The 19,127-nt window shown below is 30.0% G+C and carries 16 protein-coding genes; 6 read left to right on the forward strand and 10 right to left on the reverse strand.

Going from position 1 to position 19,127, the window contains the following annotated elements:
* Positions 1-22: 22 nt before the first annotated feature.
* From QEJ31_RS05230 to QEJ31_RS05250, 5 genes are all read left to right on the forward strand, one after another.
* Positions 23-1,669, forward strand: a complete 1,647-nt coding sequence (locus QEJ31_RS05230) for an ABC transporter substrate-binding protein (protein WP_280592726.1) — start codon at positions 23-25, stop codon at positions 1,667-1,669.
* 110 nt (positions 1,670-1,779) lie between these two features.
* The gene (locus QEJ31_RS05235; protein ID WP_280592727.1) at positions 1,780-3,363 is read left to right on the forward strand and encodes an ABC transporter substrate-binding protein; all 1,584 of its coding nucleotides are present in this window, start codon (positions 1,780-1,782) and stop codon (positions 3,361-3,363) included.
* A gap of 107 nt (positions 3,364-3,470) precedes the next feature.
* Positions 3,471-5,096, forward strand: coding sequence for an ABC transporter substrate-binding protein (locus QEJ31_RS05240; protein ID WP_280592728.1), 1,626 nt, complete (start codon positions 3,471-3,473; stop codon positions 5,094-5,096).
* Between the two features lie 150 nt (positions 5,097-5,246).
* Positions 5,247-6,866, forward strand: a complete 1,620-nt coding sequence (locus QEJ31_RS05245; protein WP_280592729.1) for an ABC transporter substrate-binding protein — start codon at positions 5,247-5,249, stop codon at positions 6,864-6,866.
* Positions 6,842-8,623 (forward strand): ATP-binding protein, encoded by a 1,782-nt coding sequence (locus tag QEJ31_RS05250; protein WP_280592730.1) that lies wholly within the window; start codon positions 6,842-6,844, stop codon positions 8,621-8,623. The genes QEJ31_RS05245 and QEJ31_RS05250 overlap by 25 nt, the downstream gene beginning before the upstream one ends.
* A 1-nt stretch (position 8,624) precedes the next feature.
* On the opposite strand, the gene QEJ31_RS05255 is transcribed toward QEJ31_RS05250, so the two are convergent.
* The 10 genes from QEJ31_RS05255 to QEJ31_RS05300 all read right to left on the reverse strand — a co-directional run bounded on the left by QEJ31_RS05255 (position 8,625) and on the right by QEJ31_RS05300 (position 18,356).
* Complete coding sequence (locus QEJ31_RS05255; RefSeq protein ID WP_280592731.1) at positions 8,625-9,170, reverse strand: hypothetical protein; 546 nt, start codon at positions 9,168-9,170, stop codon at positions 8,625-8,627.
* Between the two features lie 21 nt (positions 9,171-9,191).
* Entirely contained in the window at positions 9,192-9,542 is a 351-nt protein-coding gene (locus QEJ31_RS05260) for a hypothetical protein (RefSeq protein ID WP_280592732.1), read from the reverse strand.
* A 40-nt stretch (positions 9,543-9,582) separates the two neighbouring features.
* Entirely contained in the window at positions 9,583-10,050 is a 468-nt protein-coding gene (locus tag QEJ31_RS05265) for an NUDIX domain-containing protein (RefSeq protein ID WP_280592733.1), read from the reverse strand.
* Positions 10,047-11,213, reverse strand: coding sequence for an MFS transporter (locus QEJ31_RS05270; RefSeq protein WP_280592734.1), 1,167 nt, complete (start codon positions 11,211-11,213; stop codon positions 10,047-10,049). Before QEJ31_RS05270 ends, QEJ31_RS05265 begins: the two co-directional genes overlap by 4 nt.
* Before the next feature lie 133 nt (positions 11,214-11,346).
* Complete coding sequence (locus QEJ31_RS05275) at positions 11,347-12,120, reverse strand: hypothetical protein (protein WP_280592735.1); 774 nt, start codon at positions 12,118-12,120, stop codon at positions 11,347-11,349.
* Positions 12,121-12,168: 48 nt separating this feature from the next.
* Positions 12,169-13,263, reverse strand: coding sequence for an FAD-dependent oxidoreductase (locus QEJ31_RS05280; RefSeq protein ID WP_280592736.1), 1,095 nt, complete (start codon positions 13,261-13,263; stop codon positions 12,169-12,171).
* A gap of 72 nt (positions 13,264-13,335) precedes the next feature.
* The gene (locus QEJ31_RS05285; protein ID WP_280592737.1) at positions 13,336-14,760 is read right to left on the reverse strand and encodes a S41 family peptidase; all 1,425 of its coding nucleotides are present in this window, start codon (positions 14,758-14,760) and stop codon (positions 13,336-13,338) included.
* 162 nt (positions 14,761-14,922) lie between these two features.
* Positions 14,923-15,744 carry a succinate dehydrogenase/fumarate reductase iron-sulfur subunit gene (locus QEJ31_RS05290; RefSeq protein ID WP_280592738.1) on the reverse strand — a complete coding sequence of 274 codons (822 nt, stop codon included), beginning with the start codon at positions 15,742-15,744 and terminating at the stop codon, positions 14,923-14,925.
* 20 nt (positions 15,745-15,764) lie between these two features.
* On the reverse strand, positions 15,765-17,684 hold the full coding sequence (locus QEJ31_RS05295; protein WP_280592739.1) for a fumarate reductase/succinate dehydrogenase flavoprotein subunit: 1,920 nt from the start codon (positions 17,682-17,684) through the stop codon (positions 15,765-15,767).
* Between the two features lie 6 nt (positions 17,685-17,690).
* Positions 17,691-18,356, reverse strand: coding sequence for a succinate dehydrogenase cytochrome b subunit (locus QEJ31_RS05300; protein WP_280592740.1), 666 nt, complete (start codon positions 18,354-18,356; stop codon positions 17,691-17,693).
* Positions 18,357-18,749: 393 nt separating this feature from the next.
* Between QEJ31_RS05300 and QEJ31_RS05305 the strand changes: the two genes are divergently transcribed.
* Positions 18,750-19,124 (forward strand): CBS domain-containing protein, encoded by a 375-nt coding sequence (locus QEJ31_RS05305; RefSeq protein WP_280592741.1) that lies wholly within the window; start codon positions 18,750-18,752, stop codon positions 19,122-19,124.
* Positions 19,125-19,127: the final 3 nt, after the last annotated feature.

Here is a 19,127-nt window from a genome sequence, read left to right on the forward strand (position 1 = left end):
AACTTTAAATATTGGATACGATATGCCTAACACAAAAAAACTTCTTGTTATTTTTGTTATTTTTGTTTTTATTACTATTGTCATTCCCGTATCAGTGCAAGTCTATAAAAAGACGCAAGCATATGCTTCCGGTGAAGTTTACACAGATGATGGTCATGAACTGACAGTAAATATGGCTGAAATTCCCCAAATTCCTTGGGATGTTAAAAAAGCCGCAGTTCATGTAATAGAAACCTTTACCGCAGCAGTCCACGGTAGTTTAGCTCCCTACTATTTTAGAGATCAAAAAGAGCCCTCAAATCAAAATGTTTTGCTTGAAAGTTATAGTTGTGAAAAATTAATTTGCAAAGCTATTTTAAAACGGAACATGGAATTTCATAACGGACGAACAGTTACCGCCTATGATGTGGAATACTCACTTATAAGAGAAATATTAGCTGACCCAGAAGAAAATTATGCTGAATCTATTTTAGATGATATTGAAGGTATCAATTCCATAGCATTTAATTATTTAAAATATATCAAAATCGATGGAAATCGGTATCCCTCTGGCAATGTCAAAGGAATTATCGTTAAAAATGAATTTGAAATTGAATTTCACTTAAAAAGAGAAAATAATTTTTTCTTTGCTAGAATTAGCGATGGCAAATTACCAATAGTACCAATAGAAACACTGAAGGAAGATCATCTTACCTGGAAACAATTTCCGGTTGGTTTTGGAAAATATAAAGTTACTAATGTTGATTTAGCAAAACATGAATATTATCTGCAAAAAGTTTCGTATAAAGAAAATATCCCAAATAAAGTAAAATTAATTTTCACCGCCGATCAACAAGGTGACATAAAATTATTACTTGGCGGCCCACATCGCGGTAACGAAGAATATGAACACCGCCTGGTCTTTTCAAACCCCTATTCAAATGGCGGATTTTTATTTAATCATACAACTGAGCTTGGCAGTAATTTTTATTTTCGCAAAGCAATTTCTTATGCTCTTGATAGAAATATAATTGCCAGGGCTTCGTATTTTAATGAATTGTTCCCAGAAGATCAATTGCTTCCCAATTCAGTTAATTTTAAAGAATACCGTCCAGATTTACCCTTACAATCCCAAAATATAGAACTAGCAAAACAATACTTAGCTAAAGTACCAAAACATCTTTGGCAAAATAAGCGGTTTGAAATTCCCGTTTATTGGGAAGATGTTAAAGAAATTTATACACTGCCATATATTGTTGAAATTAAAAAGCAACTCGCTGCAGTTGGATTGCATGTTGACTTTTTAAATTCCGATGAAAGGTTTGAAAAATTTAACACAGGAGATACCAGGGTCTTTTGTTTTACAGGGTTTTCCTTTGCCAATAAAGACCCTCATAAATTATTTAGTTACTTTAGAAAAGGAAGCTATTTCAAAAATGAACATCCAAATAACCCACTTTATGAAACCCTCTACCAAAATGCCGTAAACAACAAAGATCCATTAAATACAAAGCCAACAAAAATACTTGGCAATTATTTTTTTGATGAGTCTATTATGGTTGTTCTTTTTGTCCAGCGCATGTCACTTTCCTATGACCCTAGGGTAGTCATCAGCCTTGGCAACCAATACAACGGAACACGCTTTGCTGTTTGGGAAATCAAAATGCGGAGCAATAGTTTGATAAACTAATATTTTTTAGTAATAGATGACATAATTATCTAAATAATTTAAATATACAAAATGTTTTTTGCTGTAATCATTTTAATGTTTATGGCTTTTTTATGTGCTTTGAGGCCTCTATGCAAAATTTTAAATTAAATAAAAGGAAATTTCTAACTAATTTTGCAAAAGGAATTTTTTACCCTTGGGTACTAAAAAGTTCCTTTTCTAACGCTAATTCCCTTTGCCCCTCAAAAATGCTAAAAATAAATCTATCAGATATTCCCCAAATTCCTTGGGATATTGAAAAAGCATCTTGGCATGTCCTATCTACATTTCACAATGCAGTTCATGGAAGTTTGTTTGAACATACAAATTCAAAAAAATTTTTGATAGAAAAAGCTCAGTATAAAAATAACAAGTTAATTTTATACTTAAAAAAAGGAATTTTTTTTCATAACGAACGAGAAGTAAATGCCTATGATGTTGAATTTTCTTTCTACAAAGACTTGCTAAATTATCCCAAGCACAGTTTTACTAAAAACTTAATGCAGGCAGTACAAGGGATAGAGCAACTAAATTTAGCAAATATTTGTTATACTGAGTATAAGCAAATTTGGTATCCAAGCAATTTTATTTCTGGCATTAAAGTGATCGATCCTTATACACTTGCTATTAGTTTACATTGTCCCGATTACTATCTATTGAATAATTTAAATAACCCAAGACTTCCTATTGTTCCAATCGAAGAACTAAATCCAAACGATTATACTTGGAAACAGACCCCCATTGGTTACGGTGAATATCAGGTACATTCCTATAATCATACAAAGAGTGAATATATATTAAAAAAAATTTCTCCTAGCAACGGAAAAACACCACATTTTATCCAACTGCAGTTTCATGATAAAAATATAGCAGACATATACGTTCTATATCGTTACAGATTGCAGAATAAATTAACGAACTTTATTAATATTAAAAAACCATATTTTTATGCTAATAATGGATTTTTATATAACTATCAATCCCAATTAGGTTGTAATATAAATTTTCGCAAGGCCATATCTTATGCGATTAATAGATGTGAGCTCGCCAAAAAAGCTTTCAAACAAGAAATAGTTCCTGAAAATTATTTTATCCCAAAAAAATTTCTGTTAAGTAAACAATCAGAATTTGAAGAAAACAACCATAGTTATGAAAAAGCCCTTCATTTTTTAAATATGGTTCCAAAAAATTTATGGCAGAATAAAGTGCTACAAGTTCCAACAATATTAGATTATAAAAATATTCAAACCATTCCTTACCTGCAAATGATAAAACATCAACTAAAAACCATTGGACTGCAAATTGAGTTTTTAGAAACTAATTTAAACTATGATAAATTTATAAAAAATGATAATAATCATTTGTGGTTTACTGGTTTTGCATTAGATAAAAATAATTTGTTGAAAAATTTTCTTCACTTTGTTGATAGTTCTTATTTTGAATATGAGCAACCTAGTGACCCTACTTTAGCACATTTAATTGAAAAAGCCTTTCAAACATATCAAACAGATCCCCACTATTTACAAATACTAAGCAAGTATTTTAAAGAACAAGAATATATGACTGTCCTATTTAATACTTACTTTCATTACTCTTACAATCCTAAAACAGTTAAGTCATTGGGTAAGCAAATAGAAAATTGTTCGCTTACCTTAAGCGAAATTGAGTTTTTTTAATTATGGTAAGCTTATAATTTAAATTTATTTTTAGTGACAATAAGCAACTGATCAGCTACAAATAAAACTCTTTATGATTGTATTTTTAACTTTAACTAAGAGTAATAATGCACCAAGTATTTTTTTACCTTCGAAGAAACTCTGTAAAATTAATTGTCCTTTTAGGAGCTATTTTTTTTCTGTTCTATTTGTTTTTTTTTCAAACACATCCTGAAGATAGAAAAGAATTAGAAACAGTTTCTGTTAATTTAGGTGAAGTTAGGCAAATTCCCTGGGATCTAAAACAAGCACCCATCCAAGTAAATGAAACCTTTGTTGCGGCGGTTCATGGTAGCTTGACAAGCGTTCATTCCTTCGGCTCAATAGATAATTCCAACCAAAATACCTTACTAGATAAATATTACTGTGAACAATTAGTCTGTTACTTAGAATTAAAAAACAATATTTTTTTTCATAATAAGCGGAAAGTCAATGCTTACGATGTTGAGTTTTCTTTAATTAAACAGATTTTAAAAGACAAAGCAGAAAGTTTTACCCTTCCAATACTAAATGATGTTGAAGGAATAAATAAAATTAATTTCAAGAATCTTAAATGGATACAGTATTCTGAAATTAGTTATCCAACAAATTTAATTAGTGGAATTAAAGTTATTAGTGCAACTAAACTGCAAATAAAACTCAAGCATTTTAATAAATACTTCTTTCATAAAATATCTCAAGGTCGTTTACCAATAGTACCTATTGAAGAATTACAGGCTGATTATGAAACTTGGAAACAGTATCCAATAGGATTTGGTAAATACAAGGTAACCCATGCAGATATTGAAAAAAGTGAATATTTATTAGAAAAATATGATAAAACTGAAAAAATTCCTGATAAAATTTTTTTGTTTTTTAGTGATACAGTAAATGGTGATATTAACATGCTTTTAGGAAATCCTTTACGGCAACTACCAAAAGATGATCATATTTTAGTTTTATCAAATTTTTATTCCAACGGAGGATTTTTATATAACTACCAAACCGAATTAGGCAGAAATGAAAACTTTCGCAAAGCAATATCTTTTGCTTTAGATAGATACAAAATTGCAAAAGCATCCCATATCAATGAAATTTTTCCAGAGGATCAGCTGTTAAGCAACTCAGATTGGCAAATGACTTATCGTTTCCCGAGATCTATTCAAAAACAAAACTTGAAAAAAGCCAAAGAGTATCTTGCAAAAGTACCTAAACATTTATGGCAAAATAAAATTTTTGAAATTCCAACTTACTGGGAAGATGTTAAGCACATATATTCTTTACCATATATTAAAGAAATGCATAAACAACTAGAAGAGCTTGGCCTAAAAGTTAAGTTTTTAGATACGAATATTGAATATGATAAATTTGTCAAAGGTGATAAAAATACTCTTTGGTTTACAGGCTTTGGAATTAGCTTTGTCAGTTTTGATCCAAATGCAACTTTTGGGCATTTTATTAAGGGCTCATATTTTACCTATGAACAACCTAATGATCGCATTTTTAATTCAATGTATGAACAATCAACAAAACATTATTTAGAAAAACCTTATCTTACCCAACAAATGAGCAAATATTTTGCGGATAAAAATTTTATGACTGTTGTAATGAACCAGCGGATGTCCCTTTCATTTAACCCACATAAAATTGTAAGTTTAGGAAATCAATACAATGGCATTCGATTTGCTTTATGGGAATTAAAACTCAAACAATAAAATTACATATTTTTTAGATATTTTGCAGGTAAAATTATTTTTTTAGATATTCATCTGCGTGACATAACTACACAAATGCATTAGATATGCTTCGTACAAAGGTTATGACACGCTCATCAATCTTCTTTCACTATAATATAAGAAACTCATATGACTAGCGACAAAAATAAATTATCAGTAATTTTTATATTTCTTATTTTAATTGCAATAATTTTAGCTGTTAATAAAAAATTAAAAAGTCAAATATATGAAGATTCTGGAGTCTACCCTGATGATCAAACAATAACGATAAATTTGTCGGATCAACCGCAAATTCCTTGGAAACAGGTAGATACCTCTACATATGTGGTTGAATCCTTCTCATCAGCTGTCCACGGTAATTTAGTTTCTTTCAATGGAACCTTTAATGAATCTACTGATAGTAATTCTCTATTAGAAAAATTTTTTTGCGATGGGAAAATTTGTTATGCTAATTTAAAGAAAGGCATTTATTTTCATAATGAAAGAGAAGTTACTGCTTACGATATTGAGTTTTCATTCATCAGACAATTACTTACCTTCAATAATGATAATTTTGCAAAAACAATTCTGGATGACCTTGTAGGAATTGATAACTTAAAAAAAGAAAATATAAAAAAATTACTGATAGATAATCACTTAAACTATCCAAGTGGACTAATTTCAGGAATAAAAGTTAAAGATAAATACAATATTATTTTTAATTTAAAAAATGAAAATAGTCATTTTTTTCAAAAGGTTTCAACTGGTTATTTACCAATAGTGCCTGTAGAAGAATTTGATGATTCGTATCTAAACTGGAAGCATTATCCAGTAGGATTTGGAAAATATAAGGTTGTTAAAGTAGATTTGCATAATTATGTATTTGTTGTTGAGCGTGTAAGTGACAAAGATGACATTCCAAAATTTATCAGATTCATTTTTGATCAAAGAGATATTGGTGACATAAAAGGTTACATAGGCCTAAATAAACAAAATCCTAATTTTGATGGACACATTATATTTCCGGATATTTATTCAAGTGCAGGATTTTTATTTAATTTTAAAACTGAATTAGGGGCAAATAAAAATTTTAGAAAAGCAATTTCTCTTGCGTTGGATAGACAAAAAATCTCAAAATCTTCTCCTTATGGTGAATTTGTAGCTGATGATCAGTTACTTCCTGCATCTGGTTGGCAGAAGAACTATAGAGCAGAAATTCCTGTTCAGAAAAAAGATATTGAAATAGCTAAGTCTTTATTAAAAACAATACCCGAACATCTTTGGAAAGATAAAATATTTGAAGTTCATACTTTTTGGCCTACAAGTAGAGATTTAAACGAAGAACCTTATATCCAAGAGATAAAAGAACAATTAAAAGAAGTTGGTATACTTATTCATTTTATAAACACGGACATGAATTACACCAAATTTAAAAAAGATGATAAAAACGTTTTATGGTGGAGCGGGTTTGATACTTCTAAAACAGATCCAAACTCAAATTTTGCATTTTTTAAACAAGGATCATTTTTTGATAATATCTATCCAAACGATCCGCAGTTGGATAAATTATATGAAGAAGCTACTAAAAATTTGAGTAAAAGCCCTATTTTTACCAGACATCTGAGTCAGTATTTTACTGAAAATCAAATTATGGTAGTAGTATTTCAAGTTAGAATTTCTTTTTTATACAGAAAAAAAAGAATTTCTTCATTTGGAAATCAATATAATCCTATTAAGGTTTTAGTTTGGGAATTGAAATTAAACAAATAAAAATAAACTGCATGTGGAAAAAGAAATTAAAAAATATAAATAAAAAAATATATGTAATTTACTGGATAATTATCTCTTTTATAATTTCTTTTATTTTAGTGATAATTGATATCGCAGTAATTAATCATCAACTAAAAGACTACTACTTATCTACCTTTGGTTACACAGAATACTTAATGCAAAATAATTATTCGCTGGAAGCATACAGACGGCTTATAGAAGTTTCTTCATCAATTTACATTTATGAAAAAGTTGAAAAAAATAACTTTTTTGCTGCGGAAATATGGGACTGCGTAAAATGTGAAGGAAACCGTTTTCCAATTTGGCAAACAAATGCCTCTTCTATAGCTGAAACAAAAACAAAAAATTCTATATTTTTGAATGATGTTTTCAAAAAATTGAATTCAATTTTTATATATAATGACTGGCTCATTATTGGTGTTTCATTTCCTATTTATTCTTATAAAATTTCAAATGACAAAGTGTTTCAACAAAAAAAATACACTTTAAAATTCTATAAAAAAGCATTAGACTATAAAGTATTCAAAGATAGTACTTCATTTTTTGAAGTATTTACAATTTTAAATGTCTTAGTTTTCATGCTTCTTCTATTTATAGTTATTTTACCTTTATCAATTTTAAAAAGAAAAGTTGCAGTAAATACTGCCAGAAAAATAGAATCTAGTACATTAGAAAATATCAAAAATATGATTGAACATGAACTAGTAAATCAAGAAAATGTCTTAAAATTTCCGTTAGATTTAAAAGCTTCAATAACTGCTGCTTTGCATCATAATAATGTAGCACAAATTATATTAAGAAAAGTCCGCATAGAAAATATAAATCCATTAGAGGTTTTAGATGAAGTATGGAAAAATATTGGTAATACAAATATTTTACTAACTTGTAATATTAATATAAAAAATAAGGCTAGATTTGACAGAAGTAAGCTATTTATCGCTTTTAATACGATATTAAAAAATGCTGTTCATTCAAGTGTTCAAGCAAAAAATATTGAAGTAAATATAGTTCAAAACTGGTATCATAATTTCAAAAAAACAATTTTGGTAGACATTTCTAATGATGGATTACCAATACCTAGAGAATTACGTTCAAAAATTTTAAACGGCTTTACAAATAAAACAGACGGACATGGAATTGCGCTTAAGAATTTAAAGGAAATATTGAAAAAAAATGGTAGCTATTTAAAATTACTTTCAACTTCTAAAACTTGCTTTTCATTTGAAATTAAGGCTGCAGAAGATAAAATGATAATTCAAAAGAAAATTTTATTAAAAAATGATATTATTGAAGAAAATATTAAAAATAAAATAGATGAACTAAGTGAAAAGCCATTGGTTATATTAATAGAAGATAATGAATTAATTTGGCATGGTTGGAAGTTAAAAATGACCGATGCCCACATTATATTTTTTCGAAATCCTGATGAATTTTTTTGTCATATAGATGAAGAAAGAATGAATGGTAATTATTTTTTATCAAAAGTTGATGCTATAATTAGTGACTTCGATTTTGGTAATGGTGTAAATTTTATTAATTCTAATTTAATAGGAGGTATTGAAAATGAAGAAGAAAAGTTTAAAGGGAAAATAATTTTATGTACTGGTTTTAATGAAAAAATACAAAAAGGCATACCACAATTTATGAAATTAAAAATTGATTTATTTTTTCAAAAAAGACCTATGTCATATTTAGAAATAAATGAAATGATTAATATGAAAAAATCATCTTCCTAAATTAAAAATTGTCTATTAAATTTCTAATTCTATTTAAATTATCATCAACAAAGCATTTTTTATAAATCATTTGTCTAGCAATTATTGAAAAATCATGCACTGATATTTTCATTTTCCTAATAAGAACTAATAATCTAACTAATTCTCTTCTTGCTTCAATAGAAAGTTCTTTATCAATTAGTTGTATTTCTTTTAAAAACACTGAAATATTTGGATCATCATTAAAATCAGAATGCTGTACATTAAAAAATGTGCAAATAATTTCAGGATAACTTTTGTTAAAAAAATCCCCCATTTTTTTAACAACTTTATAGTCATCTAAAATTTTAATTGGATTTTCATATATTCTATGCAAAGTTTTCAAACTTATTTCCAGTAAATTTGCCATTTCTTCTCTTGCCTCTAAAGGAAAAGATAAAAAATAGTCTACTTGAGTACTATCTTCTTTTAATGGCTTTATCTTTAACTGTGAATTACAGTTTGCTGAAAGAATTAGTAACATTTTATTCAATTTATGAATAATATTATCTGCTATAGTAGTTTCCATTTTACAATAATTTCAAAATCTTTACTTACTAGATATAGGTAAATTTGCAGGAGTATTTTCACAAGTTCCTTCTTCAAGAACATCAATTATAATATCGTGTGAATCAAATACAAAAGATCTTTTGCAAAGAAAATTCATGCGTAAATCTTTATTTGTAGCAGTTCGATCGGCAGAAAAAAATTGGCGATAAGAAATGATATCATTCTTCCCAACTTTCTCTTTTGAGTCTGGTGTTCCATATTTTGGATGCTTTAAAACTTCTGCAATATTTTTGCCAATCCAAGGTTTTAATGAAACATTATCAGATTGTCTTTTATCGATACTTTCACAAGAAGCTAGAAGAAATGGTAGTAAAAACAAAATTTTTTTCATAGTAAAAATCCTTTTATAAATTAATAATTTAACAATATTATTACCAACGTTCATCAACTTTTTTTTGGCCTAAAAATATCTCAGCAACCCGCTTTTTTGTTGCTTTAGAGACATCTAAAGGAAGTTCTGTTATTGGAAACCACTTTGCTTCCGCAATTTCTTTATTCCGCTTAAATTCTTCTATTTGAAATTCTTTTATAATATATAATGTAACTATATCATGAACTCCAAGATAAAAATTTAAATAACAATCTATAATTTGGGGTGAATTTATAGGAGTTACAGCTACCTCTTCTTTTAATTCACGAACAATTGCTTGTCTTGGGGATTCTCCTTTATCAACACCACCGCCAGGAAAATGCCAGCCAGCGGTATAAGTATGTTTGACAAGCAAGACTTCATTCTTTTTATTTAAAATTACAGCTCTAACACCATGTGTAGTAATACCAACACATTTTTGATAGCTTTTAAATAATTTTAATAAAACAAAGTAAATGCTAAATTTCAACTAAGCCTCTTTTTCATGAAAATACTTCTACTTAATTCAATACCATAAACTGCTACTGGAAATAAAATCGCCAAAAAGAATCCATTGCTATCAGAATAAAGCATACTTACTCCAACAATTGGAGGACCAATTAATGAACCTAAGCCAAACATCGCAACAATTGCTGAGTTTCCTCCAGCTAAACTGCTTCCTTGATATTTATTTCCAACAATAATTAAAGCTAGTGTATAAAATCCTGAGATACAAGCTCCCCAAAAAAACAAAATAACATATAACACAATAGGCTGCAAAATAAATATTTTTATACCTATAGCTCCTAAAACTCCTAAAATAACACATACTAATAATGACTTTAAAGACCCATATTTATCAGCAATAGCTCCTATAAAATATTGCAAACAAGCTTGTCCTAAACCAACAGAAATTAATAAAGAAACAGAAACTCTTTCAGTTAGTCCATTTTTTTCACCAAATATTGGGAGCAAATTAAATGCTGAAGTTTCTAAATATCCATAGACAACTGCGGCAAACATAGCTACTGGAGTGGAAAGAATAATAGGAATTAAAGGAGTTTTTTCTTCAGACGTAATATTTGGAATTTTATTTTTTGCAATAAATAATGGTACTAAAACTAGAGCAAGAAAAAAAGACCCTACGATAAAAGGAGTGAGTCCTTGCGACCCTGTAATAGTTAAAATACCCGCGCCAGTAAAATATCCAATGCTTAAACAAGAAGAAAAAATACCCATGATTCTTCCGCGAATTTGATCATTTGATAATTCAGCTATCCATGTTTCACTTGCAACAAAGATTGCATCTAGACAAGCTCCAAAAATAAATCTTAACAAAAACCAAAACAATAAAACTTGCGTAAAATAAAAACTAATGAATGATAAAAGAGAAACTACAACACAAAAGAAAATAAAAACTTTTAATCCATATTTTTCTAAATATTTTACAAATAATGGTGAAAGTAACATAGCTGCTAAGGCTGGCATAGCAGTATTTAGCCCAATTATTGAAGAAGAATATCCCATATTTTTCATTATGATTGATAGTAAAGGCAGAGATAAACCAAAACCAATACCAGTAGCAGCAACACAACATAACGCAGCAATAATTCCTGATGTATTTTTATTTTCACGAAAGTTAAGAAATTTCACAAATTGTATACCTATAGATAGCGGAATAATAACCTAAAGGTTATTGAATTTAGAACTTTATTTTAAAAATTTTATTATGTCAAACAAGAAATTATACCATAAAAAATGGTAATATATTAATAATTATATACAATTATTCGTTTTTTTCAGCTTTTTCTTTAGACATATCTTTATTCAAACTACTGTTTTCAACACCATTCATTTTATTATCTTCATTATCCATTCCTTGTGCTGAAGATTTTTCTTTAATAGGTGCTTGCTCTTGTATTGGTACTTTTGTAGAAAATCCTTTAGGCAGCAAAGGAGACTGACGTTCATCTTTATTCACTGATTTTCCAGTTTCTTTTGAATAAGTCCCTTTTGGTAAATTAGGATCAATGAACTCTGTTTTTTGGAATTTCGGCAATTCACCAGGCATCAAAGGATGATAGCTTTGTTCAACTGAAATATCGTAGTGAGGAGCATCGATATAAATATTCCCACTGCCATCAATTCTCACATTTACATTTTCTAAATCTTGGTTTTTTATTGAGTTTATATTTACCCCATTTAAGTAGATGATTCGACCTGTCATGTAAGTAGATTCATAAGGTAATTTTCTTGGACTCATTGGAACTGGTTGAACAGCAATTCCCTGCGGTCTTTGCAGTGTTACAGCAGGAGCATTCATAAGTTCTAAAGACTGATTTGTTACAGGTATTGGCACACTTCCTACTCTTTGAACCCCACTTCCTTGTAATGGAGCTACTTGCATAGGAATTTCTTGCATACTTGTTTGAGCCTGCTGTTTATATTCTGGAGGTATCGACTTAAAATCTGAGATAGGATCTTGAGCAAAAGCTTCAACTACATAGAAATTTAAAAATAAATAACAAATATTTTTTAAAAAAGAAAAATAATATTTCATAATATTCCTTAATATTTAAAGGAGTTAATTACAAAATAACCTATTTACTTATTTTTCAAAGAGCATTTTTTGCATTCTTTCACCAATTACTGGAGCAAATAAAAAACCGCTTTTATGAGCTCCTGCACAAATAAATTTTTTTATGTTGTCATTTTTTGAAACTAATTCTGTTAAAACAATTTCAGAATGTCCAAATCCAACACGATAACCATCAATTTGTTTTAAAAGTTTAATATTTGAAATATTATGAGGAAAATCAATAAATAAATTTTGGAGAAAATTTAAAAATTTTATATTTTTTTCATACAACCTATCATTATTACCAATATCATTTAAATTATTTATTTTAGCTGTAGAAGATGAAATATAATTAATAAAACTATTACCACTTAAAGTAATTTTATCTTTTGTTACCAATGAAACTTTTTCTACTAGCGAATACTCATTTAAATGAAATAATTTTTCTCCTTCAAATGTAGAACCTATTGTTAATCTTTCTTTAGCAAGTTCTAGAGGTAATTCAAATTGTAATTCATTTAATAATGGCTTAGTCCATGCGCCAACACAAAATATAATATTTTTACAATGAGATTTTCTTATAATATCTTTATAATAAGAAAGATTAAAATCATTTTTTTCGATATTTACAGATCTTTTTTCCAGTACATTTCTTAGTAATAGTAACAATTTTTTTCCATCTACCCAAGCTTCATTCTCATATATAATTGTGTTATTCTTTGCTTGAATACTGGTTAAAGGTAAATTTCGTTTATTAAGTTCTACATCTGTTTGCTTTACTCTTTTATAATGTTCAAACATTTCAAAGGAATTAGAAAAATAGTCTATTCCTTTTCCTTCATTATAAATTTTATTTACTTGAAACTCAGAAGCATTCAATTCTTTTATTAATGATTGCAACCAATTTTTATAAATTACTTTACTTTCTAGTTTTAATCTAAAATGCGGATCTCTAGCAAATAGCTGTCCTTTAGTTGCTAAATTAGCAGCCGCTGCATAAGAACCTGATTTTTCGTTTTCATTTGAAATAATTTTTATCTCTTTCGGAGAGATTAAATTTCTAGTTAAATATTCGGCAACTGACAATCCCAATATACCAGAACCTATAATAATGTATTGTGTCATTTTCAAGCCTTTATAAATTAAGGATATAATCCTTCAAGACTGATATATGACAGATGAATTAAAAAGATAAGTTTATTTTAAATTATCTTGATTAAAAGCATATTTTCCCATACTTTTTAGGTAAAGGTAAGCGCTTTTTACTTGATAGTCGTCCCGTAATTGGCTTGGCCATTTACTTATTTCAATATCATTTTCATTTTGTTTATTTTGGAGCGAAATAGTATCTTGATCTTTTGCTTCGATATGTTTCTCTAAATCAGCTTCTCTTCTGGGATAACGTAATTGCGGGCTCTCATTTTGTTGTAACTGTTGAACTTTCCCAAGAACTGATTGGGAAATGAGAGGGATATCTGGAGTAATTCCTTTTGCTTGAATACTTCTTCCTTTCGGAGTGAAGTACCTAGCAATAGTCATTTTTAATGCTCCCCCATTAGGTAAAGGAATAATATTTTGCACACTTCCTTTCCCAAACGTTTGCGTACCCATAATTATTGCACGTTCCCTATCTTGTAATGCACCCGCAACTATTTCACTCGCACTGGCGGTACCTTCATTTACAAGAACAATCATTGGAAAACTTGATAAAGTATTTCTTTTTATTGCATATTCAACATCATCTGGTTTATTGATATCTCTCCCTACAGTAGAAACTATAATGCCCGAATCAATAAATAAATTTGTTACTTTAACTGCTTGTTCGAGTAATCCTCCTGGATTATTCCGCAAATCCAAAATGAGTCCCTTAATTTTCCCATTATTTTTTGTTTCAAAATTTTTAATATACTTTCCTAATTGTTCAGACGCATCCTCTTGAAAAATAGTTAATTTTGTATATGCATAACCTGAAGAAAGTTCTGCAATAGAAGCACTGTTACTTCGAATAACTTCTCTTTCAATAGTTGCCTTTTTTATTAACCCTTGTTTCCCATTTTTATCAGGTGTAAAATATTCAATAGTAATACTACTACCAACTATTCCGCGCATTTTACTAAGAGCTTCTTCAATTGTTTTTTGATTTACTATTACATTTCCTACAGAATAAATAATATCTCCAGCTTTTAATCCAGCTCGTTGCGCAGGTGAATTTTCTACAATTTCGACTATTTCTAATTTACCGCCTGCTGGATTAATAACAACTCCTATACCTCCAAATTTACCGCTTGTATCAGAACTAAAGTCTGAATATTGTTTTGCAGTAAGATATGTTGTGTGCGGATCTAACTCTGATGTCATTCCTTTTAAAGCTTTTTCAATTAAAACATCAGGATTTACTGCTTTTGGATCCACATAATTTGCCTCAAGTAAATTTAGTACCTTTGCAAAAGCTTCTAGTGATTGAAATTTTTTATTTTCTATTTCTATTTTTTGTTTTGCATCTTTTTCATTTGTATTGTCAGGTGGAATTACATTAGAAAATAGTTCATCAGGATGAGCAAACGTTTCTGAAGCATGAAAAGCAGTGAAAATTACAAGCAATTTAACACATAATTTTAACATACTCTTACCTTTGCAACTTATAATCCATTTTTTTATTAATTTTATTTTAATCTTATTAATAGTAGATATAAAGCAGGTAAAATTTGACTCTCTTTTTTACCTAGGAAAAAATCCATAAGCTATTTACATATGGATTTTTTATCTAAGTAACAAAAGTTATTCCTAGGCTGGAGAGCCTTCGTTTGATCCTAATTTACGCCCAGGATAACTTTTTCTTCCAGAAATCATAGACTTCATAAATTCTCTATTGAGCCGAGCAATATTTTCCAAACTAATATCTTTTGGACAAGCACCTGCACAACTTCCCATATTGGTACAAGAACCAAAATCTTCAGAATCCATTTGATAAACCATCTTCGCAACTCGCTGAGAACTTTCAGCTTGCCCTTGAGGTAACAAAGAAAGTTGTGAAACTTTCGCAGAAAGAAACAACATCGCAGATCCATTTCGACAAGCTGCAACACAGGCACCACAACCTATGCAAGTAGCCGCATCAAATGCGAGATCAGCATTTTCTTTCGGAACTGGAATTGCGTTTCCGTCAGGAGCACTTCCTGTATTTACAGATATATAACCACCTGATTGAATTATGCGATCGAGTGCGCTTCTATCTACAACGAGATCTTTAATAATTGGAAAAGCCTTCGCAAGGAATGGTTCAACTACGATAGTTTGTCCATCTTGATAATGACGCATATGCAATTGGCAAGCGGTTGTTGATGTTTGCGGTCCGTGCGGATTGCCATCGATCACCATCGAACAGGAACCACATATTCCTTCACGACAATCATGATCAAAAGCTACGGGCTCTTCACCCTTCTGAATTAATTTTTGATTTAATATATCGAGCATTTCTAAGAACGACATATCTGGATTTACATTGTTTAGTTCATAGTCAACCAACTTCCCATTGGCATGCGGACCTGATTGTCTCCAAACCTTTAAATGTAAAGTCATCATTTTATGTGCATTTGATTTATCCATAAGGTCATAATCCTTTTTGTTTACTTATAGCTACGTTGAGTTGGGTGACAATATTCAAATTTTAGCTCTTCAACATGTCTTTCAGGTTTTTTTCCTTCACCTTTATATTCCCAAGCAGCTACATGGGCAAAATTAACATCATCTCTCTTTGCTTCATTATCAGGGGTTTGATGCTCTTCTCTAAAATGTCCACCGCAAGATTCTTCTCTTGCAAGAGCATCGAGGCACATTGTTTCCCCAAGTTCAATAAGATCGGCAACTCGTCCAGCTTTTTCAAGCTCTTGATTTAATTGTTCGCCATTTCCAACAATGGAAACATTTTGCCAAAACTCTTCTTTAATTTTAGGAATTTCTTTTAGAGCTTTTTCAAGACCATCTTTATTTCTAGCCATTCCACAGTAATCCCAGATGACATGACCAAGTTGACGATGGAACTGATCAACCGTTTTACTTCCTTTTATTCCTAAAAGTTTCTGAGTTCTTTCTTTGACATTATTCATTGCTTCTTTAAATTCGGGTCTATCTGTTGTTACCTTTTGTAAGTTAGCACCACCGATATAATGAGTTAACGTAGTTGGAATAACAAAATAACCATCAGCTAAACCTTGCATTAATGCAGATGCACCTAATCGGTTCGCACCGTGATCTGAAAAGTTAGCTTCACCAAGAACATGCAAACCAGGAATTGTAGATTGTAAATTATAATCTACCCACAAACCTCCCATAGTATAATGCACCGCAGGGTAAATACGCATTGGTGTTTTGTATGGATTTTCACCGGTAATTTTTTCATACATTTGAAATAAATTTCCGTATTTTTCACGAATTTTATCTTCACCTAAACGGTTAATTGAATCTTGAAAATCTAAGTAAACAGCTAATTTTGAAGGACCTACACCATGTCCATTATCGCATTCTAATTTCGCTGCTCTTGATGCCACATCGCGTGGTACTAAGTTTCCAAAACTTGGATAACGCCGTTCAAGATAGTAATCCCTTTCATTCTCAGGAATTTGAATTGGAGTACGACTGTCATTTAAATTTTTTGGAACCCAGCATCGTCCATCATTTCTAAGTGATTCTGACATAAGTGTTAACTTAGATTGGTGATCACCAGAAACAGGAATACATGTTGGATGTATTTGTGTGTAACAAGGATTGGCAAATAATGCGCCTTTTTTGTGCGCACGCCAAATAGCTGTAGCATTAGATGCTTTTGCATTTGTAGATAAGTAAAATACATTGCCGTATCCACCAGTTGCTAAGACAACAGCATCTGCATGATGCGCTTCTAATTCACCAGTTATTAAATTACGGACTATAATTCCACGTGCGTGACCATCAATAATAACTAGTTCTAACATTTCAGAACGTGGATACATTTCCACACTTCCTTCTGAAACTTGCCGCATCATTGCTTGGTAAGCACCAATTAAAAGTTGCTGACCAGTTTGTCCTCTTGCATAAAAAGTTCTTGAAACCTGTGTTCCGCCAAAGGAACGAGTATCCAAAAGTCCACCATATTCGCGCGCAAAAGGAACACCAAGGGCTACACAGTGATCAATTATGCGTACGGAACATTCTGCTAATCTATGCACATTCGATTCACGGGCACGATAATCTCCACCCTTAATTGTTTCGTAAAATAAGCGGTAGATTGAATCGCCATCATTTTTATAATTTTTTGCTGCATTTATTCCACCTTGAGCAGCAATTGAGTGTGCTCTACGTGGAGAATCATGAATAAAGAAACACTTAACATGATAACCCATTTCACCAAGAGAGGCAGCTGCAGATGCTCCAGCAAGACCACTTCCCACAATAATAATTGAATGTTTTCTTCTATTGGCAGGGTTCACAAGTTTTGAAGAAAAACGGTGATTTGTCCATCTATCTTCAATAGGGCCCGTAGGGCATTTTGAATCAAAATTGAATGTCATAATTTGTTACCTTGCTAGAAAAACGTAAATTGGTTGAGAAAAGAAGCCTGCAGCAACAACTACAGCATAAGTATAGCCAAAATATTTAAAAAACTTGTTATACCTTGGGTGACTTATTCCGAGCGATTGAAAAATAGATTGAACACCATGATATAAATGAACACCTATTAGAATCATAATCACAGAATAAGATGCCACATAAAAAGGATCTTTAAACTTTTCTACAACTAATTTATAAATATCTCGCATTTGAATACCGTCATACGTAACAAAATACATTTCACCCCATTTAAATGTAATTAAATGCCAGATAATAAATGCAAGAATAATAGTCCCAGTATAGATCATTGTCCTAGATGAAATAGAAGCTGACTTTACTCTTACAGGAGTAACAGAATAAAATTTTGGCTTTGTTGTTCTGTTACGTATAAATAAAGTAAAGCCAGTAAAAGCATGAATCAGAAGAACAAGAACTAAAAATAATTCGGCTAAATAAATTACCGGATTTGATGTCAATGCATGTGAATATTTGTTGTAAGCTTCAGCACTAACAAATATCAAAATGTTACCCAGCATATGTACCATCACAAACAACGACCAAACGGTTGCTGTTAATGCCATAAAGTATTTTTTACCAATGGAACTCGTTAAAAAACCAGAATTTGCTGACATAGAGCAATTCTCCTAAATAAAGTCAAATTAACAGTGAATAAGCAGCACACAATTTAAGCTAAACACTCTCCCTTTTCCACATATAAAACGTTTAATCTTTTATAGCAAATCTGTAATACAACTATCAGATCGAAACAGGACTAAATCATAACCAAAATCAAAGTAAACTTTCGTCACTATCAAGGATAAATTTTAAAAATTTATAAATTTAATTAATTTATTTTATCAAATATTAACTGTGAAAAATTTTCCTATTCAAAAAATCAGAATGCAAAAAAAATCACTACTTAATGATAATGATTATCATTTTTATTATTAATATTCTTCTGATTGACTAAGGAAACACAATTCAAATAAAATAATTCTTATAAACCTTAAAAGACGGGAAAGATCATGCATATCTCGACTTACATGACACCAGTTCCAAAAACTGTTTCAGGAAAAACTGAAATTTGGAAAATTGAAGAAATGATTAAAAAGTTAGGCATTCGCCATATGCCAGTTTTAGATGAAAATCACTACGGACTTATTACAGACAATGATGTCCAAATAGTGAAAGCATTTGCTTCTTCACATGAATTTTTAGCCAGAGATTTTATGACTCAAAAATTTATCCAAGTAAAAGCTGATTCTATTTTAAAAGATGTGATTAAAGATCTAATAGATAAAAAACTAGATTGTGCTTTTATTTTTGATGACAAAAATATTCTAATAGGAATATTTACAATGATCGATGCTTTAAAAATACTTTATGACAAACTTGAATAAATT

Origin of the sequence: Pigmentibacter sp. JX0631, assembly GCF_029873255.1 — a bacterium.
Taxonomy (GTDB): Bacteria; Bdellovibrionota_B; Oligoflexia; order Silvanigrellales; family Silvanigrellaceae; genus Silvanigrella.